21 protein-coding genes are annotated in these 23,580 nt (G+C 38.8%); 13 read left to right on the forward strand and 8 right to left on the reverse strand.

The window, feature by feature from the left end:
- Nucleotides 1-480 (reverse strand): globin domain-containing protein (locus DNK85_RS02245; protein WP_235842351.1); only part of this gene is annotated, 480 nt, incomplete at its 3' end.
- Between the two features lie 116 nt (nucleotides 481-596).
- On the opposite strand from DNK85_RS02245, the gene DNK85_RS02250 reads away from it, so the two are divergent.
- Nucleotides 597-1,010 carry an RrF2 family transcriptional regulator gene (locus DNK85_RS02250; RefSeq protein ID WP_119327960.1) on the forward strand — a complete coding sequence of 138 codons (414 nt, stop codon included), beginning with the start codon at nucleotides 597-599 and terminating at the stop codon, nucleotides 1,008-1,010.
- Nucleotides 1,011-1,123: 113 nt separating this feature from the next.
- Here DNK85_RS02250 and dusA read toward each other — a convergent pair whose 3' ends face one another.
- On the reverse strand, nucleotides 1,124-2,125 hold the full coding sequence (dusA, locus tag DNK85_RS02255; RefSeq protein ID WP_119328013.1) for a tRNA dihydrouridine(20/20a) synthase DusA: 1,002 nt from the start codon (nucleotides 2,123-2,125) through the stop codon (nucleotides 1,124-1,126).
- Nucleotides 2,112-3,476, reverse strand: coding sequence for a D-alanyl-D-alanine carboxypeptidase/D-alanyl-D-alanine endopeptidase (dacB, locus tag DNK85_RS02260; protein ID WP_119328014.1), 1,365 nt, complete (start codon nucleotides 3,474-3,476; stop codon nucleotides 2,112-2,114). The genes dusA and dacB overlap by 14 nt, the downstream gene beginning before the upstream one ends.
- A gap of 200 nt (nucleotides 3,477-3,676) precedes the next feature.
- Between dacB and DNK85_RS02265 the strand changes: the two genes are divergently transcribed.
- From DNK85_RS02265 to fba, 7 genes are all read left to right on the forward strand, one after another.
- Complete coding sequence (locus DNK85_RS02265) at nucleotides 3,677-4,042, forward strand: dihydroneopterin aldolase (protein WP_119327961.1); 366 nt, start codon at nucleotides 3,677-3,679, stop codon at nucleotides 4,040-4,042.
- Complete coding sequence (folP, locus tag DNK85_RS02270; RefSeq protein ID WP_119327962.1) at nucleotides 4,030-5,328, forward strand: dihydropteroate synthase; 1,299 nt, start codon at nucleotides 4,030-4,032, stop codon at nucleotides 5,326-5,328. Before DNK85_RS02265 ends, folP begins: the two co-directional genes overlap by 13 nt.
- A gap of 77 nt (nucleotides 5,329-5,405) precedes the next feature.
- Nucleotides 5,406-7,421: a transketolase gene (gene tkt / locus DNK85_RS02275; protein ID WP_119328015.1), complete on the forward strand. Its 2,016-nt coding sequence runs from the start codon at nucleotides 5,406-5,408 to the stop codon at nucleotides 7,419-7,421.
- Nucleotides 7,422-7,463: 42 nt separating this feature from the next.
- The gene (gap, locus tag DNK85_RS02280) at nucleotides 7,464-8,477 is read left to right on the forward strand and encodes a type I glyceraldehyde-3-phosphate dehydrogenase (protein WP_119327963.1); all 1,014 of its coding nucleotides are present in this window, start codon (nucleotides 7,464-7,466) and stop codon (nucleotides 8,475-8,477) included.
- 50 nt (nucleotides 8,478-8,527) lie between these two features.
- On the forward strand, nucleotides 8,528-9,715 hold the full coding sequence (locus tag DNK85_RS02285; RefSeq protein WP_119327964.1) for a phosphoglycerate kinase: 1,188 nt from the start codon (nucleotides 8,528-8,530) through the stop codon (nucleotides 9,713-9,715).
- A complete protein-coding gene (pyk, locus tag DNK85_RS02290; protein ID WP_119327965.1) occupies nucleotides 9,712-11,145 on the forward strand; it encodes a pyruvate kinase in 1,434 nt (477 codons plus the stop codon). Before DNK85_RS02285 ends, pyk begins: the two co-directional genes overlap by 4 nt.
- 21 nt (nucleotides 11,146-11,166) lie before the next feature.
- Complete coding sequence (fba, locus tag DNK85_RS02295; protein ID WP_119327966.1) at nucleotides 11,167-12,231, forward strand: class II fructose-bisphosphate aldolase; 1,065 nt, start codon at nucleotides 11,167-11,169, stop codon at nucleotides 12,229-12,231.
- 74 nt (nucleotides 12,232-12,305) lie between these two features.
- On the opposite strand, the gene DNK85_RS02300 is transcribed toward fba, so the two are convergent.
- The 3 genes from DNK85_RS02300 to DNK85_RS02315 form a co-directional block, all read right to left on the reverse strand.
- A complete protein-coding gene (locus tag DNK85_RS02300; RefSeq protein WP_119327967.1) occupies nucleotides 12,306-13,097 on the reverse strand; it encodes a substrate-binding periplasmic protein in 792 nt (263 codons plus the stop codon).
- Nucleotides 13,098-13,191: 94 nt separating this feature from the next.
- Complete coding sequence (locus DNK85_RS02305) at nucleotides 13,192-15,216, reverse strand: glycosyl hydrolase family 18 protein (RefSeq protein ID WP_162896478.1); 2,025 nt, start codon at nucleotides 15,214-15,216, stop codon at nucleotides 13,192-13,194.
- A 159-nt stretch (nucleotides 15,217-15,375) separates the two neighbouring features.
- Nucleotides 15,376-15,828 carry a LysM peptidoglycan-binding domain-containing protein gene (locus DNK85_RS02315; protein ID WP_119327970.1) on the reverse strand — a complete coding sequence of 151 codons (453 nt, stop codon included), beginning with the start codon at nucleotides 15,826-15,828 and terminating at the stop codon, nucleotides 15,376-15,378.
- Between the two features lie 165 nt (nucleotides 15,829-15,993).
- On the opposite strand from DNK85_RS02315, the gene acs reads away from it, so the two are divergent.
- The 3 genes from acs to asd are packed head-to-tail and all read left to right on the forward strand — an operon-like array spanning nucleotide 15,994 to nucleotide 19,857.
- Nucleotides 15,994-17,904 carry an acetate--CoA ligase gene (gene acs, locus DNK85_RS02320; RefSeq protein ID WP_119327971.1) on the forward strand — a complete coding sequence of 637 codons (1,911 nt, stop codon included), beginning with the start codon at nucleotides 15,994-15,996 and terminating at the stop codon, nucleotides 17,902-17,904.
- A 48-nt stretch (nucleotides 17,905-17,952) separates the two neighbouring features.
- The gene (locus DNK85_RS02325; RefSeq protein ID WP_119327972.1) at nucleotides 17,953-18,717 is read left to right on the forward strand and encodes a beta-ketoacyl synthase chain length factor; all 765 of its coding nucleotides are present in this window, start codon (nucleotides 17,953-17,955) and stop codon (nucleotides 18,715-18,717) included.
- Between the two features lie 48 nt (nucleotides 18,718-18,765).
- Nucleotides 18,766-19,857, forward strand: coding sequence for an aspartate-semialdehyde dehydrogenase (gene asd, locus DNK85_RS02330; RefSeq protein ID WP_119328016.1), 1,092 nt, complete (start codon nucleotides 18,766-18,768; stop codon nucleotides 19,855-19,857).
- On the opposite strand, the gene DNK85_RS02335 is transcribed toward asd, so the two are convergent.
- Nucleotides 19,831-20,772 carry a LysR family transcriptional regulator gene (locus tag DNK85_RS02335; protein WP_119327973.1) on the reverse strand — a complete coding sequence of 314 codons (942 nt, stop codon included), beginning with the start codon at nucleotides 20,770-20,772 and terminating at the stop codon, nucleotides 19,831-19,833. The genes asd and DNK85_RS02335 overlap by 27 nt on opposite strands.
- Nucleotides 20,773-21,076: 304 nt before the next feature.
- Entirely contained in the window at nucleotides 21,077-21,766 is a 690-nt protein-coding gene (locus tag DNK85_RS02340) for a TerC family protein (RefSeq protein WP_162896479.1), read from the reverse strand.
- A 171-nt stretch (nucleotides 21,767-21,937) separates the two neighbouring features.
- On the opposite strand from DNK85_RS02340, the gene DNK85_RS02345 reads away from it, so the two are divergent.
- Together DNK85_RS02345 and DNK85_RS02350 are read left to right on the forward strand one after the other, a co-directional pair.
- Nucleotides 21,938-22,381, forward strand: coding sequence for a ferritin-like domain-containing protein (locus tag DNK85_RS02345; RefSeq protein WP_162896480.1), 444 nt, complete (start codon nucleotides 21,938-21,940; stop codon nucleotides 22,379-22,381).
- Between the two features lie 166 nt (nucleotides 22,382-22,547).
- On the forward strand, nucleotides 22,548-23,579 hold the full coding sequence (locus tag DNK85_RS02350; RefSeq protein WP_235842353.1) for an SIS domain-containing protein: 1,032 nt from the start codon (nucleotides 22,548-22,550) through the stop codon (nucleotides 23,577-23,579).
- Nucleotide 23,580 lies beyond the last annotated feature (1 nt).

Here is a 23,580-nt window from a genome sequence, read left to right on the forward strand (position 1 = left end):
TTTTGGAACTACTATAAAAGGTTTAAATCCTTGCCATGCGCCTATTTGATTTACTTGTTTAGTATATAGCTCACTTTCTTTTTGAATCAACAAATTAGCTAAATAGCCATAGGCTTCAGACCATGCATTAAGCACTTCATCCTCTGGGTTTAAAACTTTTATGATTGCTTCGATAAGGTATTTAGCAATAACTGGATAGTGCTCTGGTTTAACATGGTTGGCAACGTGCTTAGTAACCATTACTTCAATCGCCTGTGATAAGACAGCAAGATTATCAATATTTTGCGCATATGCATAAACGGCATTGGCTAATGCCTTAGGTTGTGCGCCTGAGTGTTGATGTGATTGATTAAAAAGCTTTTTGATCTCGGGTTCATTGGCAAAGACATTTTTATACATGGTTTGTGTAATCTCAAGCCCTTTTTCAGCCAGGATTGGCGCCGTTGATTTGACGATATCAATAGTTTTTTGTGATAGCATATTTTGGCCTTGTTTGACGTATGAAATTAAATATGTGATAAATATACATATTTACAAATATGCATGTCAAAAGCATATTAGCAAAAGTTTAATAAAAGTTGAGAAAGATCAATCATATGCAACTGACGAGCTTTACAGATTACTCATTGCGTACTTTGGTTTATTTAGGTATGCATCAACAGCGCCTATGTACAGCAAAAGAGGTTGCCAAGTTTTACCATATTTCACAGAATCATATGGTTAAGATCGTGCATAATCTGGCAAAGTTAGGTATTATAAATTCATCAAAGGGTAAAGGTGGTGGAATCACCTTGGCTCAAACACCTAAAGAAATCAATATTGGTGAATTAGTAGCTAAATTAGAGCCAAATTTCTATATTGCAGAGTGCTTTAACCAATCACTTAAAAATTGTGTTTTATTGCCTGATTGTAAGTTAAAAGGTCTTCTAAATAATGCGCTTCAAGCATTCTTTAATGAGCTAAACCAGTATACTTTAGCAGATGTTATAACATTGGATAGGATGGGATAATGGTGGTTTTTCTAGGTAATCTCATTATTCTGAATAGACCATTAAATAATTGCTTATTGCCAATAAATGACTGTTTAAGTGTTATGCTACAAAGTATGATTTCATTGTGAGTTTTAATCTTGGACATAGCGTAATGCCTCTTTGAATGTATGAACGTCTGCCTCGGGGCAAGTAGCATGTTCACTTAAAAATCGGCGATAAAGGCGTGCGTTAGGGTAGCCATTAAATAAGTTAAGCGTGTGCCGGGTAATGTGGTTTAGTTTGCGATCAGGCGCTCTAAGTTCTTCTTCAATGTAGGGAATTAAGCTTTCAGCAACTTCAAAGGGTGTGAGATCACGATTTGGTGCATTATAAAAATACTGATCCATATCCTTAAACAGCATGGGATTGTGGTAAGCTTCGCGTCCAATCATGACACTATCAACATATTGTAGATGTTGATTAATGTCAGCTAAGGTCGTCACACCGCCGTTAATGCCGATTAACTGTGTGGGGAACAACTTTTTAATTTGATAAACTGTGTCATATTGCAAAGGCGGGATCGTGCGATTTTCTTTAGGGCTTAAGCCATTTAACCAGCCTTTTCGCGCATGAATACAAATAAAATCTGCTTTGGCATCGACAATGCCTTTGATAAAGTATACAAGTTCTTCAAAGCTATCTTTGTCATCAACACCAATCCGACATTTTACTGAAATAGGGATTTTGACAGCCTGTTTTAAAGCGTTGACACACTCAGCAACCAGCGCAGGCTTATACATCAATGACAGACCAAAATCACCACGACAGACACGATCACTAGGGCAGCCAACATTCAAATTAATTTCACTATATCCCAAATCTTCAGCAAGTTTAGCGCAAAAGGTGAGATCGATTGGGTTATTGCCACCTAATTGTAATGTGAGAGGGTTTTCCTCTGGTGAGTACTGTAATAAACGTGCTCGAGGACCGTGAATGATTGCGTTAGCTGTAATCATCTCGGTATAGAGCATAGTTTTTTTGGTAATTAAACGCATTAAATAACGGTAATGTCGATCCGTCCAATCGATCATTGGTGCGATACAAAGTGTGCGATTGAGTGGTTGTGTCACTGATATTCTGCTAAAGGTTTTCATAAAACACTTTGATAATGCCATCTTCTAGCATTCGTGCTTTGATGCGCTGATAGTGTGTGAGATTATTCAACATAATTGAAAAACTTAATAGGTGATTACGCTTTGTTAAAAGGTAGCCAGAAAGCGTTGAGACACCAGCTAATGTACCTGTTTTGGCATGTACGCGGCCTTGTAGTTTGCCACCCATGCGATAAGCCAATGTGCCATCTTCACCAGAGCTAGGTAATGCACTGTATAAGCGTTTGCCAATGCTGCTGTTATAGACGCTAGTTAATAAGGATACCATAAACTGAGGTGTTACAGAGTCAAGCTTAGAAAGACCAGAGCCATCCTCCATGTGCAATTCACCGGTATCAACTTTATAGGTTTTACGAATGAGTGATTCAACAGCTTTGGTACCAGTATCATTAGTGCCTTGACCTGCTTGCGTATAACCGATAGTACGCATAAAGCTCTCGGCATATAGGTTATCAGATTTCAATAGCATATGCGTAAGCAAAGCATCGATAGAGTCGGATGAGATGCTCGCAACTTCAATTAAGCTTGATTTGCTAGGTAAATTGCCAAATAAAGTATTACCACGATGCTTGATGCCAACTTGTGACATGAAATCATCAATTGTTTGCTTGGTTTTTAAGGCTGGATTAGCAATTGCAAGATTAAGGTAAGTTTCGGCTTTTGGTGGAATACAACCTGAAAGGTTAAGTACATTATTTCGGGTCATATCAATGTCAAATTTACACTTGCCACGATCCTTTGCTGTGGCTAATCGCGTTGTATTGTTAATTGTAATATTGGTTGTATTAGCAATTTCTTTGACCTTGGTATTTGTGCCACTGGTATTGATAAGCTTTATCACAAAGCAGTTTTTATTCATATTTAAGCTGGAAGCAGGGGCAGCAAAACAGTAAGGTATGTCATTTTTAGACCAGCCGTTAGGAACGTAATTGCCAGAGAAGTGATTGGCAATTAACACAACATCACCATTAATACGTTTGATCCCATGCTGCTTAGTCTGTGAGATAAGATTGTATAGTGCAGCTCCGGTGAGGCTTGGATCACCTGTGAATTCAATGTACAAATTACCATTTAAGGTGCCGTTTTTATATTGTGCTTTTTTATAAAAAACTGATGTTGTAAACTGGAAGTTTTTTGGCAGTGCTGTTAACGCAGCAATTGCTGTGAAAACTTTGTTGTTACTAGCTGGAGTAAAGGGTCTATCTTTGGCATATTGATAAAGGAGCTGCCCTGAGTTAACACGCTCAACTGCGATGCCAATAGAGGCATCAGATAAGCGGTACATCTTAACAAGTGATTGAATCTCACTGCGCACGGAGGCGTGCGCAACCATAATGGTGCTGATTAAAGCACAAGCAAATAAAATAAATTTTTTCACAGTGAATGCTATTTAAAACTATCGATATTTAACGATGTCGTCGATAATACCAAGTTTTGGAAGTGAATGTAATTACTGAATTGGCATATACCACTTGTAAATCATTTTATGGTGTTTTATGTCGAAGAGGTTTTTGATATTTATGGGCGGTACATATGTATAAATTGAAATTAACTGAAGTCATCCTGGATGTTTACCTTGGTGTCTATGATTTTGAGCAAGTGCAATTGCAGCAAGTTAAACTGGATTTAATCATTAGCTATCACAAAGCACCAACAGCGTGTATGAGTGACGATCTTAATGAAACGATTTGCTACGCAACAATCAATGAATTATTATTAAAAACCGCGCGACAAAAGCGCTATCAATTGATCGAGCATCTGGCGCAATCACTCCTTAATGCGCTTAAAAATATGCTCAAAGCACATGAGGTAGATATTTACCTTGAACTACATAAAAAGCCACCACTTGATAATGTTGCATTGGCAAGCTTTTGTGTGGAGCATATATGCGCGAGGTAGTTTTAGGTTTGGGAAGTAACGTTGGGCATAAGCTGTCTAATTTGCGTCAAGCTGTTGATTTGATTACAAAACATGTTGGTCAGGTGCAAGAAGTCTCACCCATCTACCAAAGTAAAGCATTATTGCCACCAAATGCGCCGTCGACTTGGGATATTGACTATTATAATTTGGCGATACTGGTGCAGACGGATTTAGATCCAGAGGCACTGTTAAATGAAATTAAAGGTATTGAAACAAAGCTAGGGCGTGATCCTGATCATGCCTTTTGGTCACCACGTGAGATCGATATTGATATTTTGTGTTGTGCAAATTTAATCTATCAAAGTGATTATTTAACGATTCCGCATAAGGAATTGCTGAAACGCAACTTTGCGCTAAAGCCCTTGTTAGACGTTTATCCTTGTTGGCATCATCCTGAGTATCCAAATGATCTGTATCAGTATTCAAAAACAATGCCAGCGCTTAAGATAGCTCCTTTTACTTTATCAGGTAGCCAAATTATGGCAGTTGTGAATTTATCCAGTGATTCATTTTCGCAAGATGGTGAGTGTGTTATTTCGCTTGACGCATTTGCGCAGTATATTAGAAAACTTGTTGAAGAAGGCGCCGAAGTGATTGATTTAGGGGCTGAGAGTACCAAACCAGGTGTGAGTCCGCTAACGGCGAAAGTTTATTGGCAGAGATTAAGACCTTATTTGGAGATTGTTGAGTCGCTTGTTAATGCGCGTGTTTTACCTATTGACCTTAAGGTGAGTATTGATACCTATCATGCTGAAGTTGTGGCAAAAGCACTAAATTACACCTGTGTCAAAATCATTAATGATGTTTACGGTCTTGAAGCAAAAGAAATCGTAGCGTTGATTAAAGACAAAGCGATTGATTATGTTTTTATGCATCAGTTAGGTATTGCTGGTAGTAAGTATCTAGCAAGTGACAGTAATCCTATCTCTGAAGTCATTGCTTTTGCTAAAAAGAAAATAAAAATGCTAACAGATGCTGGTATGCATACAGAAAAGCTTATTTTTGATGTTGGTATCGGTTTTGGTAAAACATCGTATCAAGCACAATGTTTACTTGAGAATATTGCTGAAATTAAAAAAAGTCTTGGTATTAAAATACTCGTCGGACACTCACGTAAAGCATCTGTGATGCCATATGTTGTTAATAAAGACAACACCCAAAAAGATCTTGCCACAGCGATGATTTCGCGTGATTTGATCAAAAAAGATATTGATTATCTGCGTGTACATAATGTTGCATTAACAACTATGGCGAAGCATATTTAATCGCTTAAGGCCACTGCATCTAGCAAATAGTTATGTTACACTTTTGCCCGCAAACATTATTAACTTTTGGAAGGCAGATGAATTCAAACGTAACACTTGCAAATGCTATTCGTTTTCTCTCAATGGATGCTGTACAGAAAGCAAAATCAGGACACCCAGGTATGCCCATGGGCATGGCAGATATCGCGACAGTACTATGGCGTAAATATTTCAAACATAACCCTAAAAACCCACATTGGCTTAATCGTGATCGCTTCGTATTGTCAAATGGCCATGGCTCGATGTTGCTGTATTCGTTATTGCATTTGACAGGATATGACCTATCAATTGATGACTTAAAGAATTTCAGACAATTACACTCAAAAACGCCAGGCCATCCTGAGTATGGCTATGCTCCAGGTATTGAGACAACGACCGGTCCTTTGGGACAGGGTCTTGCTAATGCCGTAGGTATGGCGTTGGCTGAGAAATTATTAGCGAATGCATACAATAAATCATCCCATGAGATTATTAATCACTTTACCTATGTATTTATGGGCGATGGTTGTTTAATGGAAGGAGTTTCACATGAGGTGAGCTCCTTAGCAGGCACTTTGAAACTAGGCAAATTAATCGCTTTTTGGGATGATAATAGCATTTCAATCGATGGTGATGTAAAGGGTTGGTTTACTGAAGATGTTGCTAAGCGCTATGAAGCTTATGGTTGGCAAGTTATTACACATGTTGATGGGCATGATTTTGATGCGATTGATGCTGCCATTGCTAAGGCACAAGCCGAAAGCTCAAAACCTACATTGATTTGTTGCAAAACTAAGATTGGACAAGGCTCACCAAATAAAGCAGGTAGCCATAGCGTGCATGGTGCACCTTTAGGGGATGAAGAGATTGCAAATACGCGTAAAGCACTTGATTGGCATTACGCACCTTTTGAGATTCCAGATGATATCTATGCAGATTGGTCATATGTTGAAAAAGGTTCAGTGTTAGAAAGTAGCTGGAATGTGCAATATACCCAATATCAAAAATCTTATCCTAATGAGTTTAACGAATTAAATGCGCGTTTAACCAAAAGCCTACCACAAGGCTTCGTAGGTCTTGTCGATGGCTATATAAATAAACTACTCAATGACAAACCAACAGTAGCAACACGTAAAGCGTCACAGATGGCATTAGAGGAAATCTGCAAAGTATTACCGGATATGTTTGGCGGTTCAGCAGATTTGACGGGCTCTAACTTAACCAACTGGTCAGGCAGCAAGTGGCTTAATAATCACGAACAGCATGCCAACTACTTATCCTATGGGGTACGCGAGTTTGGCATGGCAGCGATGATGAATGGTATGTCGCTTTATGGTGGTTTTAGACCATATGGTGGTACTTTCTTGGTGTTTAGTGATTATGCGCGAAACGCCATTCGTATGAGTGCGATTATGAAGCAACCAGTTGTCTATGTGATGACACATGACTCGATTGGTTTAGGTGAAGATGGACCAACACATCAGCCGATTGAACACGTCCCTAGCTTGCGTGTAATGCCGAACTTAAATGTCTGGCGTCCGGCGGATGTTGTAGAGACCGCTATTGCTTGGCAGTGTGCGGTTGAAGAGCAAAATACACCATCATTATTAGCGCTTTCTCGTCAGAATCTACCAACCTTGGTAGTGAGTAGCACGCAAGCTCAATTGGTTAAAAAGGGTGGTTATTTATTAAAAGAAACACAACATCCGGAGCTTACACTCATTGCCACAGGCTCTGAAGTGAGTATCATGTGTGATGCAGCGGAAAGGTTAGCTAAAGAAGGCATTGCTGTGAATGTTGTATCTATACCATGTGTTGAAAAATTTATGCAACAAGATGATTTATATCAACAGTCAGTGATAAATGAGCATATTCCTGCAGTAGTTATGGAGGCTGCACAAGGTGATTTATGGTATCGTCTATTACCAAAAGCAGGCGGTGATGTGATTGGTTTAAACCACTTTGGAGAGTCTGCTCCAGCTGAAAAGTTATATGAGGCATTTGGTTTGACGGCACAAAATGCTGTTGCTAAAGCCAAAGCGCTTCTAGCCAAAACAACGGTTGAAAGTTTATAAGTCATATATGGTATGGCTAGTTTAAAAAAGGAGAAATGAAAGATGGCAATTAAAATTGCAATTAATGGTTATGGTCGTATCGGTCGCTGTGTATTACGCGCGATTTATGAAGCAGGTTTAACAAACGAATTTAAAATCGTTGCCATTAATGATTTGGGTAGTCCTGAAGTCAATGTTCATTTAACAAAATATGACACAACACATGGACGATTTCATGCGGATGTTTCTTTGCAAAATAATGAAATGGTAATCAATAACGATCGCATTAAAATATTAGCTGAGCGTAATCCAGCAGATTTGCCATGGAAAGATTTGGATATCGATGTGGTATTTGAATGTACTGGTTTATTTACTTCAAAACAGAAATGTGGCGCGCATATTCAAGCAGGTGCAAAAAAAGTTGTTATCTCAGCTCCTGGTGGCAATGATGTGGATGCGACGATTGTTTATGGCGTTAATCACAATGTATTAACCTCTAATATGACCGTTATTTCTAACGCATCATGCACCACAAACTGCTTAGCGCCTATAGCCAAGGTATTAAACGATAGCATTGGTATTCAAGAAGGGTTAATGACAACCATTCACGCTTACACCAATGATCAAAAAATCGTTGATAGCTATCACAGTGATTTGCATCGTGCGCGTGCTGCAGCACATAATATGATTCCAACTAAGACAGGAGCTGCTGCAGCTGTAGGTTTGGTGTTGCCTGACCTTAAAGGGCGTTTGGATGGTTTTGCAATGCGTGTGCCAACCATTAATGTATCCGTTGTTGATTTGACCTTTACCGCAAAAAAACATACCTCTGTAGCAGAAGTTAATAGCTTATTAAAAGCAGCTTCTGAAGCGGGTAATTTAAAAGGTGTGTTAGGCTATAATGTTGAGCCATTAGTTTCTATGGACTTTAACCATAACGCGCATCCATCAATCTTTGATGCAACACAAACACGTGTTATTGGTAATCTTGTTAAAATTCTTTCTTGGTATGACAATGAGTGGGGCTTCTCAAACCAGATGTTAAGAACCACAAAAGCATGGTTTGCAGCTAAGTAAACAAGTAGTTAAGGCGTTAAGACGCCTTTTTTGTTTTTTAAGGATTAATAATGAACTTTTTATCAATAACGGATGTGCCTTTAAAGGGCAAGAAAGTGCTGATGCGCGTTGACTTCAACGTTCCTGTCAAAGATGGCAAAGTTACAAGTTTCGTACGTATTGATGCAGCACTGCCAACCATTAAATATGCACTAGATAAAGGTGCGAGTGTTATGCTTATGTCACACTTAGGTCGACCTGAGGAAGGTGAATATAATGAAGCATATTCACTTAAACCTGTAGCCGAATGCTTATCACAAAAACTAGATAGATCGGTAAGCCTTGTCAAAGACTATCTTTCAGGTATTAATGTCAATGCCGGTGAGGTTGTGATCTTTGAAAATGTGCGTTTTAACAAAGGTGAGAAAAAATCAGATGATGCACTATCACAAAAACTTGCTAAGCTTTGTGATGTGTTTGTAATGGATGCATTTGCAACAGCGCACAGAGCACAGGCCTCTACCTATGGTGTCGCCAAATACGCACCGATTGCCTGTGCGGGTATTCTATTAACTGAGGAATTAAACGCACTCACAGCAGTATTAAAAAGTCCGCAAAAACCACTAGCAGCAATTGTCGGTGGCTCAAAGGTATCAACCAAATTAACGGTACTTGAGAACTTAATCGATCAAGTTGATCAACTAATTGTCGGTGGTGGGATTGCCAATACCTTTTTAGTAGCCGCGGGTTTTAATGTTGGTAAATCATTGGTAGAAATAGATCTTGTTGATACAGCGCGTGCTTTGATTGATAAAGCCCGTGCAAAGGGTGCTGAGATCTCGTTACCAGTTGATGTTCGTGTTGCAAAGACCTTTAGTGAAGATGCCAAAGCTGAGGTTAAAACAATCGAATCAATTGAACCGGATGATATGATTTTAGATATTGGTCCTTTGACGGAAGTGAAGCTTGCCAAAACGATTGCCAAAGCCAAAACCATTTTATGGAATGGTCCGGTTGGTGTGTTTGAGTTTCATGCGTTTGCGGCGGGAACCAAAGCGATTGCTAAGGCAATTGCTGATTCAGATGCTTTTTCAGTTGCCGGTGGTGGAGACACTATTGCTGCAATTGAGAAGTTTAATATCAAAGACAAAGTATCATATATTTCAACCGCGGGTGGCGCCTTTTTAGAATTTATTGAAGGCAAAACACTGCCAGGTGTTGAGGTGTTATGTGAACGTGCACAAGAGGTGAAAGCATGAGAAGAACAAAGATCTTAGCAACGATAGGACCAGCCAGCGAATCCAAAGAAGTGCTAAGTAAAATGGTGGATGCCGGATTAAATGCCGTGCGTTGTAATTTTTCACATGGTACGGCTGATGATCACCGTAAACGTGTGCAACTGATTCGTGAAGTTGCCAAAGAAAAAGGTGTTTATATCGGTATTTTGGCGGACTTACAAGGGCCAAAGATTCGTGTGGCTAAGTTCAAAGATGGTAAGGTAATCCTGAAAAATGGTGATGCATTTGTCCTTGACGCTGAAATGGATAAGGCAGCAGGAGATGGAAAGTCAGTTGGCATTGACTATAAAGAATTACCAAATGATGTTAAAAAAGGTGATGTTTTACTGTTAGATGATGGCAAAATCGTGTTAACGGTTGTCAAAGTAGAGGGTGCCAAAGTGCATTGTAAAGTTACCGTTGGCGGTACGCTTTCTAATAACAAAGGCATTAATAAAAAGGGGGGTGGTTTAACTGCACCTGCGCTAACAGAAAAAGACAAAGAAGATATTAAAACGGCAGCAGCACTTGAGGTTGACTATGTTGCAGTATCTTTTCCGCGTGATGCTAAAGACATGGAGTATGCGCGTAAGTTATTGCTAGAATCTGGCTCAGAAGCGGGTGTTGTGGCTAAGGTTGAACGCACTGAAGCTGTGACTAATATACAAGAGATTATTAAAGCATCTGATGCAATTATGGTTGCCCGTGGTGATTTAGCCGTTGAGATAGGGGATGAGAATGTCCCAGCAGCTCAGAAGATGATTATCCGTTTAACGCGTGAACTCGATAAAGTCGTTATTACTGCAACGCAAATGATGGAGTCGATGATTACAAGCTCAACACCGACACGTGCTGAAGTATCCGATGTTGCCAATGCCGTGATAGATGGTACGGATGTGGTTATGCTCTCGGCTGAATCAGCAGCAGGAGAGTATCCGGTTGAGACAGTTGCAGCAATGTCACGTGTGTGTGAAGCAGCTGAGAATAGTAACTTAGTACACATCGTATCTAAAGATAATGTTACGCGTCACCATGATCGCGTTGATGAAGCAGTGGCAAGTGCTGCGGTTTATTTAGCAAATCATGTGGATGCTAAAGCGATTATTTCATTAACTGAATCAGGCTCTACCGCGTTATGGATGTCACGTATTAATACCCATTTGCCGATTTATGCATTATCACGCAATCGTTTGACTTTAGGTAAAATGACACTGTATCGCGGAGTGGTACCCATTGAGTTTGACTCAACGCGCATGGCACGCTTTTATGTTAACCGTGAGGCGTCTCTTGAGCTTGAAAAGCGTGGTATTGTCAAGCCGGGTGAGTGGATGGTATTAACCAGTGGTGATCACATGGGTGTTCATGGTGGCACCAATAAGATTAAGGTTATTCAAGCCGGTAATGTGGTTTAAATAAAAACAAAGGATAAGAAAATGGCATTAGTATCATTACGTCAATTATTGGATCATGCAGCAGAACATAGTTATGGTATTCCTGCATTTAATGTTAATAACTTAGAACAAATCCGCGCTGTGATGGAAGCGGCAAGCAAAGTCAAAGCGCCAGTTATCTTACAAGCATCAGCAGGGGCTAGAAAATATGCAGGTGCACCATTTATTCGCCACTTAGTGTTAGCTGCGATTGAAGAATATCCAGATATTCCAGTCTGTATGCATCAGGATCACGGAACATCTCCAGATGTTTGTCAACGTTCTATTCAGTTGGGTTTTTCATCAGTAATGATGGATGGCTCATTAAAATCAGATGGTAAAACGCCCGCAGATTATGCTTATAATGTTGATGTTACAAAGCGTACAGCTGAAATGGCACATGCTTGTGGCGTATCCGTTGAAGGTGAGCTTGGCTGCTTAGGGTCACTTGAAACAGGACAAGCCGGTGAAGAGGATGGCGTGGGTGCAGTTGGTACCTTGTCACATGATCAGTTACTTACAGATCCAGAAGAAGCTGCACAATTTGTTAAAGCAACAAAGGTTGACGCATTAGCAATTGCGATTGGTACCAGTCATGGTGCGTATAAATTTACTAAACCACCGACAGGAGATGTGTTAGCCATTTCACGTGTCAAAGAGATCCACGCACGTATTCCTGATACCCATCTGGTAATGCACGGCTCATCTTCGGTACCGCAAGATTGGCTCAAAATCATCAATGAATATGGTGGTGATATGGGTGAAACCTATGGTGTGCCTGTTGCTGAAATCGTTGAAGCGATCAAATACGGTGTCAGAAAAGTCAATATTGATACTGATTTACGTATGGCGGCAACTGGTGCGATTCGCAAGTTTATGGCGACACATCGTGCTGAATTTGACCCACGCAAGTATAATGCTGTTGCTAAAGATGCAATGCGTGATATTTGTCAGGCGCGTTATGAAGCTTTTGGTGCTGCGAGTATGGCAGATAAAATCAAACCAATGTCTTTAGAGAAAATGTTCCAAAGATATCAAACCGGTGAATTAGATCCGCGGGTTAAATAGTTATACCCATCATAAGTTATTTTGCGGTGTTCGATTGTAAAGTAGTTTGTGATGATTTTGATAAGCTGGGTGTATTAGCTCGTATGCTTTTTGTTGACTAAGGATAATGTCTTAGCGAAGTCTTTAGTCAGTGCTTCTATACTATTGTACTTATGATTACTAAACTTAGATTTTTTAGAAAATACGGTGTAATACGTTTTACTAAAAATCGGTGTTGGATGAATGACAATACCTTCAAGTTTAATGTCTTTATCTAAATGTTCTACGACTTCTGGAATTGCGGGAATGAGTTGAATTTTGTTCATGATTAACATTCTTAATGCTTGCTCAAGGGTGTTATATGTTTTGATATGCTTGGTGTTATATGATTTAGCTAAGCAGCTTAATAACTGACTTGAGTAGCTGTTGTCTTTGACAAGCCCAATGGTAATATTCAGTGCGCCTAGGTTTGGGCATAGATCAAAGTATTGTCTTTGGTAGTTTTGATTAGTAATCCAGGTGTAATTGACATGTGCTGTGGGTGTGTCAGGGTAATAGACATAAGCCTCGCGGACTTTCTTTTTAGAAACCATAAAAGCACCATCCATTTTGCCTTTCTTTACAAGTTGCCAGCATTGCTTCCATGGCATGACATAGGCTTGTGCTATGACATCGAGTTTTTTTAGCACTTGTTTATTTAAAGTAACATCAGAGCCTAGTACCGTATTGTTATGTTTGTAATCATATGGTGGCCAAGGCTCTGCACAAAACTTCAGTGTTGAGTGATTCTCTTGTGACTGGCTTAGAATAGGAATGACACATATGCCAAGAGCGATTATTTTTAGATATTTTTTAAGGTATTGTTGAAATCGTTGTTTACCTTCCATGTTATATTTCCTTCCTGTTTAATACGATAGGCAATACCAACATTACCACTTATACAGTTAGAAATCATCCATAATAATAGTCTTTTTTCATCAGTTAATTTTGGACACTATCACAGTTATCAGCAAAGATGGCATTAACAAATTTATAACCGTTAGCCGCATCTTGGTTAATACTCCAGCTCATCGCGCCACCAAATTGCGGATCATTAAAGACACTTGGTGTTTGGTATGCTTTGCATAGCTCACTGTAGGCACGTTTTTCATAAAATCCGTTGTAGACAGTGGCAAGTCCAGCTGCAGTTTTATCCGATGGTTGTCCTGGGACAATTTTAGTGCTTTGAGGAATAATTTGCTTTAAGCGCACAAAACTGTTCACAACGAATTGCGGATGCATTTGATTGATGTTGGTTTCGCTGGCACCATTACAGATTGAACCGACACCAAATTGATCAATACAGTAATGACCTGTGTTGTATTCTTGGATAAATATGTAATCAAACATTCCTGCGGCAACTGATTTTTCATAGATGCGTTGTGTGCCTGTGTTTACTAGGTGCACCTCACCGTTATTGATCAAGTTAAACTGAGGTGCAGCAGTAATGACAAAATCAGGATCAATTTGTTTGATAGCCTGAATCGTTGCATAGATATCGGCTTCCATTTTCTTTTCATCAATACCACCTAAATTTTCAAGGTCAAAATCAATGCCATCAGCACCAATTGACTTGGCATATTCAACAATATTTTGTGCAACAAGTTTTGGATCTGTACCATTTGGTTTAAAGGTATTATGTTCGCCACCAACGGATAAGATCACATGCTTTAATTTGCCACTTTGTTTTGCTTGTTCAATATCTTTTTGCATATTATCTTGCCAAGCGCCTTCATTTTGCCAGTCAGCATAGATATTCCAAGGGTCGGTCATCGTTACTGGGTTTGCACCATTGACGACAGCAAAGGCAAGTACAATCGTATTATAACCACGCTCAACGGCGTCACTTATTTTGACTTGCGTATTCCAAGGCGTTAAATAACCAACCATCAGCGGCTCATCTGCTTTTGCCTGATACTCTAGTTTAGCATCCCCTTGAATAGCTCCATCAATAATTGTAACAGGGGTTGCACTATATTTTAAACCACTGATGGTGAAGCCCGCGGCTTTAATTTGATAACTACCAATGCTTGGCACTTTAAATGCATTATTGCCTGCTTGTAAGTACTGCGCATCGGATTGATATTGATTGCCATTAGTGCCAACTATCGATGCTTTAGGATATGCCGCTGGCGCTGCACCATTAAAATTAACATCGATATTAAATGTGCTATAAGGTATTTCTTGAACATCAAAGCTAATATCAAGTGTATAGTGTTCTTTGTCTTTGGCGTCAACACTTGGTGTACTTAATTGTGCAACATAGATATGCCCATCTTCAAAGTCAATAATATCATTAACGGTAAAGCTATGCTCACCTTTGCTTAAACCAATGGTTGTGCCTGAAAGTGGGATCATATGAAGCTTGTCATCAATCATTAAGGCAATTTGATGATCATCAGCAATGCCATGGGTATCTCCACTTATGGTGACTTTAAGGTCAGCAACAATATGACCATCACATATTTGCCAAGCACTTGAAGTGCCAGGGACATCATTTGTCCACCAAGTGTTACTAGCTACTTGCCATATTTGATCTTCATGTAGGACAAAATCACCTTTACTGTAACCACTCCAATACCCACTATCACTACCTTTATATGCTTGTGGGTTGTTTGGTATATCACCTATACATTGTTCTGGTGTAGGTGTTGGGTCAGGTTGTGGATCAGGTGTTGGATCTGGATCAGGTGTTGGCTCAGGGTCTGGGCTTGGTGTGTCTGTTTCTTGCCAGGCAGATTGCCACCAGTGCTCAAGTCCAGCAACACCTGGCTCATTATGTGACTGTGTGCACCAAGCACCACCAATACACTCATAGGTTTTGCCATTATTCGTAACGGTATCTCCTGTTTGATAGCTTGCGATATTCTCAGGATAAGCAAAATGTGCGCTATGGGCAACACCGCTTAATCCCGCACTCATAATGCTAGCAATAATGACTTTAGATAAGGTTTTTTTATTTTTCATACTTTCCTCCGTAGATGGTTTAACTGATTTGTTTTTGACAGGGAAAGCATAAGTTGAAAGATACAATTAGTCGATAAAATGAGCATCAAGCGTTGTTATGGTAATATAAGATATACTAATAATGATTATACCTTTGTAAGAACATAACATAGGCAACAGTCAGTTGACTACGTAGTGTTGTTGACAGCTACCACAGAGCCATGGTTTGACTTGGTTTTTAGCATTCTGACAGGATTTTAATGCACTTTCACAAGCATTTTTATTAGCAAATGGCTGGCAACTTTGATGTGATATATCCCCACTGCACAGTTGATATGTAGCCTCATTGCCTTGACACTCTTTAATGCTTGGCAAAACAAGCTTTTGACCAGGGGTAATATGGTTAGGGTTATTGATATGGTTTCTCGCTTGAATGCATGCCATATATGCCTTAAATCCAATTAATTGTTTTGCCGCAATTTTGGAGAGTGAATCGCCTGCTTTGACAACATAGGTTTCGGTGTTGTTGTTTATTAAGTCGTGTTGTGTACTGCTGGTATTGTTGGCTTGTACAGAGCAAGTCAGGGTGATAGCAGTGGTTATGATTAGTAATTGTAATAAGTGTTTCATCATCTATTATCCTTAAAATTGGTTGATCACCAATGATAGATTAAGCGTAATTAAGGCAAATCACAATGGCATAACAAGGGATATTCTGTGTATAAGTGATAGGAAATCCATAGGTTTTTTGATACTCTTTTAAAGGGATTAAATCAGAAGGTTAAGGAGTCACTAATTATGTCAAAAGGTTGGTTGACAGAATACGCACAAAGTATTGAGCAAACTAAAGCATTCTGGGCAGAAAAAAGTAAAATTATAGATTGGATAAGTCCTTGGCAAACCATTAGTAGTGGTAGCTTTAGAGAAGGAAATATTAAATGGTTTGAAGAGGGCAAGTTAAACGCATGCTATAACTGTGTTGATCGCCATCTGCAAAAGCATGCTGATAAAGTTGCTTTCTATTGGGAGGGTGACAATCCTGAGCATACTCGCTCCATAAGCTATCAAACACTTTACGATCAGGTCAATCGTTTTGCTAATGTGTTAAAGTCAATGGGTGTGCAAAAAGGTGATGTGGTTTGTATCTATTTGCCAATGATTGTTGAAGCGCCTATTGCAATGTTGGCATGTGCACGTATTGGTGCAATACACTCGGTTATTTTTGGTGGATTTTCACCTGTTGCTATTGCTGATAGAGTCAATGATGCCCAATCAGAATTTATTATTACGGCAGATGGTGGTTTCAGAGGTGGCAAAGCCGTTGCTCTTAAGGCAAATGTTGATGAAGCATTAAAGCACTGCCCAAGTGTTAAAAAAGTGTTAGTCATTCAATATGCTAATAATCCAATCAACTGGAATAATGCTATTGATGTTGATTATAAAAAAGTCTCTGATAAGGTTCCGGCAATTTGCTCTGTTGAACCCATGAACGCTGAAGATCCATTATTTATCTTGTATACCTCAGGATCAACTGGGAAGCCCAAAGGTGTAGTACATACCACCGGTGGTTACTTAGTCTATGCTGCGACAACGCATAAGCATATTTTTGATGTCCAGAGCAATGATATTTATTGGTGTACGGCAGATGTGGGTTGGATTACAGGACATTCGTATGTTGTCTATGGACCACTAGCAAATGCAACCACGAGTGTGTTATTTGAAGGCGTACCAAGCTATCCTAAAAAGTCACGTTTCTTTGATGTGGTTGATAAGTACAAAGTCAGTATTTTCTATACCGCACCCACGGCAATTCGTGCGCTACAAGCAGAAGGTGATGATGCTGTATTGGGTGGAACTAAACGTGATTCTTTACGTATTTTAGGTAGTGTGGGTGAGCCAATTAATCAGGAAGCATGGCATTGGTATTATGCGCAAGTTGGTAAAAGTCAATGTGCCATTATCGATACTTGGTGGCAAACTGAAACCGGTGGCATTATGATTAGTCCGGATTTTAGTCATAAGCAGAAACCAGGCTCAGCGATGACACCATTTTGGGGTGTTGAGTTGGCCATTTTAGATAAAACATCAGGTAAAGAAGTCATAGGTGCACTAGAGGCACATGATTATGGTGCACTGGTAATTAAAACACCATGGCCAGGTATGATGCGTAGCTTATGGGGGGACCATGATCGCTATATGCAAAGTTATTTTGATGTTTATCCTGGGTATTATTTTCCAGGCGATGGAGCTTATCGCGATCAAGATAATCATTATTGGATCTCTGGACGCTTAGATGATGTCATTAGCATTGCTGGACATAGAATTGGTACGGCTGAAGTTGAAAGTGTGATTGATTCACATCCAGCTGTTGCTGAAACTGCTGTTGTTGGTATCCCAGATAGCATCAAGGGAGAAGTCATCTATGCATATATTACCTTAGAAAAAGGCATTAACCCTGATGATGCGCTTAAAAAAGAGATCATTCAATGGGTGCGGCAAACCTATGGATCTATTGCAAGTATTAAGGTGATTCAATGGGCCCAAGTGCTACCAAAAACAAGATCAGGCAAAATTATGCGTCGTATTTTAAGAAAGATTGCACATTTTGAGGAACAGCAAATTGGTGACACCTCAACCTTAGCAGATGAGAATTGTGTTAAAGATTTAATTGTAAATCGTGTAGACTATCGAAAAACAGTAAGTATATAGCATATACCCGTCGTAAATCATTTTGCGATGGGTATATTTTAAGGATTTATGACAAGCTTTACTTTTAATCTTCGCCACTTTAGTGGTATGGCACCTACGCTTAATACAGTGGATGAATGGCAAAAATGGTATAAACATAAAAAGAATCTGCCAAACTCTAGTAATATTGAAATAACACACGTACCTCTCAATTTAAAACGTCGATCAAGCTTAGGTGTAAAACAGGCATTAGAAGTTGCATTAAATTGTCTTGCGCAATCTCAAGATGAACGAGCTATTGATTATACGGTGTTTGCATCGCAACATGGTGAGGTTAATCGCCTACAGTCATTATTGACCCAAGTGGCACAAAAAGAGCTGTTATCACCGATGGATTTTTCACAATCGGTGCATAATACAGCGTCCGGTCTTTTGTCATTAGCTCAGGGCATCAAAACCAATATCAACTCAATCGCTGGCGGTAAAGATACATTTTTTATGGCGGTTTTTGAGGCATTGACTTATTTAAAGCTTAATCCGCATTCGCAAGTATTGCTGGTCATCTATGATGAGCCATTGTCAGCGTGCTATAAACCATATGCTTGCCACTATGATCAGCAATATGCTTGTGCTTTTATTGTCGATAACTATAAGCATACGACAGAGAACGCATTTAATTATCAATTGACGTTATCACAAAGCACTAAAGCAAAAATAAATGCCTTTCCACCTGCTTTAACATTTTTAGCTTGGGTGTATAATCAATCTGATAATACACTACAACAAGACAGTGCATTTTGGCAGTTTAATTGGTATAAGAAAGTAATACTATAGTGCAAAGACATAGATAAATCAGGTGAAGAAAATATGACTCAAAAACAAATGAGGAAAGTTGGCTTTATTGGCTGGCGCGGCATGGTCGGGTCGGTACTTATGACACGTATGTATAAGAACAATGACTTTGAATCATTAACACCTGTATTTTTTAGTACATCGCAAAAAGGGCAGCAGGTTGATATTCTTGGTGTCGGGGCTAGTGTGTTAAAAGATGCGTATGCCATTGATGTTTTGATGCAAATGGAGATTATTGTAACGTGTCAAGGCAGTGATTATACTGCTGATATCCTGCCAAAGTTAAGAAACAGTGGTTGGCAGGGATATTGGATCGATGCTGCCTCACATCTGCGAATGCATGATGACAGTGTTATTGTATTAGACCCAATCAATGGGGATTCTATTCAAAAAGCCCTTGATAAGGGTGTTAAAAACTTCGTTGGTGGTAATTGTACTGTAAGTCTTATGATGTTGGCGATTCAAGGTTTACTTAAAGAAGATTTAATTAACTGGATTTCGGTGATGAGTTATCAGGCTGTCTCTGGAGCTGGTGCCAAGGCAATGATTGAATTGGTCAACCAAATGTCTTTAGCTGGTAATGTGGATATTACAGATAGTTTGACGCTTGAGCGTGATATTCATACTAAAGTGAGTTCAAGTGATTTCCCATGCACTGAATTTCTGACACCAATGGCATATAATATTCTGCCATTTATTGATGCGCCATTGGCAAATGGGCAAAGCAAGGAAGAGTGGAAAGCACAAGCGGAAATGAATAAGATTTTACAAAAAACTCCTGCCTTACCAATTGATGGCATTTGTGTGCGTGTGCCTGTGTTAAGAGCACATAGTCAAGCACTAACGATTGAGCTGAAAAAATCGATTGCTCTGAATGACATACAGCAGAAACTTGAAAAAGCCAATGAATGGGTACGTTTTGTTGATAATGATCCAAAACTTACCGCCAAGCATTTAACACCTATGGCGGTGAGTAATACCTTGGATATTGCTGTTGGGCGCCTTAAAAAAACCAATCTCTCAGATAGACATATTCAGCTCTTTACTGTAGGAGATCAGTTGTTGTGGGGGGCTGCTGAGCCTTTAAGAAGAATGTTAAATATTTGCCTTGCACGAGTCTAGATTGGCAGTCTTTGAAAGATCAAACAGTGCTTGAATAAACTCACGCATTACTTTGTTAATCGGCTTATCTAAATGATAGGCTAAATAGGCGGTAAATCCTTTCATTGTGACTTTTTGTAAATCATTGGCAGAGGCTCCTTTGGCTTTTAACGCGTCCACAATCCGAATTAGTCGGCCATCTTTAATTTCCTTTTGCAAAATAAAGTCAGGCAACCAGCCGATACCTAAATTGGCAACAATGGCTTTTTTAGCAACTTGTGCATTTGAGAAAATTGAAATATCTGTGTTTTTGGGTACAGATTTAATGGTTTGTTCATAAATTAGAGATTGCAGTTTGAGTGTGATAAAGGTTTGTTTAAAGATATTATCAAGGCTAAGATTGTTCAGTAACTCAAAATTACTACTTGAGCAAACCAGAGAGTTTTCTAAGTTGCAGACCTTTTCGTTATAATACTTTTTATCCATAATGTCACGTGAGGCGATAATTAAATCGCCATCGTAACGTTCATAAAGTGTAGTGTAATCAAGTGTTGTAAAGTTAATGTTGTAATTTAGTTTGGGGTGTGATTTTTTAACTTGTTTTAAAATTTGAATAATCCATTCATCATAAATAGGTGAGACAACTAGGTTCAACTTGTAGTCTTTATTTTCGTCTGATAAATGATATAACAGTTTTTTAAATGAGGTTTGAATTTCACGAGCATAGGGGAGAAAGTCCTCACCTTCGACGGTTAAGAGTGACTTGCGTCCATTAAAATAAAAAAGCTTCTTGCCAACATCCATTTCTAAGCTTTTGATTTGTTTAGTGACAGCAGGTTGTGTTAAGTGAAGTAAGTTAGCTGCTTCAGTTAAGTTTTCTGTTTCAACTACTTGTAAAAAAATTTGAATTTGTTTGTAGGTTAAGTTATAGGCCATTTTATTGGTTCCTATTTGGATAAACTTATGATGTAAATGTATTATAAGTAGCTTTTAAACTAATGTCATTGGTTGTTTATATGTGTAAATCATTTAAAGAAGTGTAAAGCGTAGGCGCAGCAAGTCAGAAAACATCCGTGTGAATCACGCTAGGGGGAGTGCGCTACTGCTTGTTTTTCCTGCCACCTACGGTAGCTAATACTATAGTGTTTACATGCTTAATGCAAGTCGTTGATTTCTAATTAACCATTAGAGATCAGAGCATATTTTGCAAAGATATAAGATAAATCTATACGAGTTTGACTTAAAGTCGCTTTTTAAGTGATGTTTGAAAAATAAAGATAATGACAGAAAATCCAAGTGCCACCAATAAATAAGACTTGTCGATCACAATATCAATGCCTGCAGCCATTAATATTAATCCTATAAAAATCAGTGAGGTTAATGCAATTAATTTAAGTTGTAATGAATGTGTTAATTTCATTAGAAATCGTGAAGCCAATAGCATAATGGCACATGAGGCAAGGATGGATGCTGCAATCACATAAATACTGTCACTTAAGCCAATTGCAGTGATAACGCTATCGATTGAAAAAACGGCATCGATTAAAATAATCTGAGCAATTGCGCTCAATATATTTTTGGCAACCTGTGTTGAAATACTTTTAGGACGATACAGCAGATAAATTTCATGCAGTGCTTTACAGAGTAAAAATAACCCACCAATGATTAAAATCATATCTTTAATGCTAATGCCATTACCAAAAATTGAAAAAAGCGGTATTGTCCATTGCATAATTAAACTAATGAACAGTAATGATATGATGCGCATTACTGCAGCCAATGATATAGCTGTTATTTGAGCTTTTCGTTGTTGATAAGCAGGAAGTTTAGCGGTTACAAGATAAATAAACAGCAAATTATCAATGGCTAAAATCGTCTCTAGTGCGGTGATGGTTAAAAAGCTTGTAATAAGTTCCAGCGGAACGTCCAATCTAGGTATCCTCTTAAATCGATAATGACGTTACAAATAATAAAGGCATACAGCAATAAATGTAAACTTGCTACGGCAATTATTTTTTAAGTTGTTTTAACTTGTTTTTAGCAGCGTGACTGTGGCAGACTTTGAATGAGAATACAAATTCAATATATTAGGAGAAATACAATGGAATTATTTGCCGCAAATAAAGATAAAGTTTTCCATGCTTTAAATAAAATTCTTGAGCATGAAATGGCAGGGGTAGTTCGTTACACACATTATTCATTAATGATAATTGGTCATGGTAGAATTCCAATTGTGAGCTGGATGCGTGCGCAAGCGCAAGAGAGTCTAACGCACGCAACACAAGCCGGTGAGATGATTACGCATTTTGGTGAGCACCCATCACTTAAAATTGCAACTTTGACTGAAACACATAAGCATAATATTGATGAAATTTTAACTGAAAGCTTAGAGCATGAGCATGGAGCATTGAAACTATATCGTGAGCTTCTGGCATTAGCAGAAGAAGCAAACTCAATTATTTTAGAAGAATATGCACGTAATCTTATTGTTGAAGAAGAGACGCATATTGGTGAAGTTGAAAAGATGCTTAAAAAGCCATTTTAAACGATAGAAATCATACTACTTTAATCTTAAAAACCAACAGACCCAAGGATAACTAAGATAAAGGATTGCTTATGCTATAGCTGTTGTGAAAATTCTATAAATATGGTTTGTGATGGGTATATTTATATTGCTACAATAGTTTCACGCATTAAGTGTGGAACCGTTTATGTCTGAAACTATTATGTATCAAGAGGCGTTATCAACGCCTTCTAAAGTTGCCGCGCAATTACAATACAACGCGAGTATTTGGCAAGAAATTTGTACTTATCTTAAGGCATATAAGCCAGCATTTGCAGCAACGGTTGCCCGTGGCAGCTCGGATCACGCAGCAACCTATGCCAAGTACTTATTAGAAAGCAAAGCGGGATTGATTACCGCATCTATTGCCCCGTCAATTTATACGATCTATCAAAGTCAAACAGCGGTAACAAACAGCTTATTTTTAGGTATTTCACAATCAGGTAAAAGTCCTGATTTAGTTCAGTCATTCTTAAATGTAGCAAATCAAGCAACTACTATTGCTTTGGTTAATGTCGAAGGTTCACCATTAGCAAATGCAGCACGATTTGTAGTTCCTCTCTTGGCAGGAGAAGAGAAGGCCGTTGCTGCAACCAAAAGCTATATTTGTGCTTTGACTGCACTAGCGCAATTTATTGCGATTTATACAGAAGATAAAGTATTGCAAGAAGCACTTAACGCATTACCTGAGTATTTGACGTTAGCGACGTGTCTTGATTGGCAGGTGTTGATTGATGCGTTAAAAGATGAACAAGATGCCTATGTTATTGGACGGGGCTATGGCTATTCAATTGCCCAAGAGGCAGCCTTGAAACTTAAAGAAACAGCATGCTTACATTCTGAACCATTTAGCTCAGCTGAAGTATTGCATGGTCCATTTGCTTTAATTAAAAAGGCATTTCCGACCTTGGTGTTTGCACAAAATGATGCATCAGCTAAGAGTACAATTGAGTTGGCACAAAAAATGCATCAAATGGGTGCTAATGTGATGTTTGCTATGCCTGGGTCACAGAATATAAATGTCACACATAATCTTAAAACAACGAAAAGTTTGCATCCATTACTAGATCCAATTCTATTGATTCAAAGCTTTTATATGATGGCGGCAAAACTTGCTATAGCGCGTGGCTTAAATCCAGATCAGCCAGAGAATCTTAACAAAGTTACACAAACGGTGTAAT

It is taken from the genome of Cysteiniphilum halobium (assembly GCF_003574425.1).
Taxonomy (GTDB): Bacteria; Pseudomonadota; Gammaproteobacteria; order Francisellales; family Francisellaceae; genus Caedibacter; species Caedibacter halobius.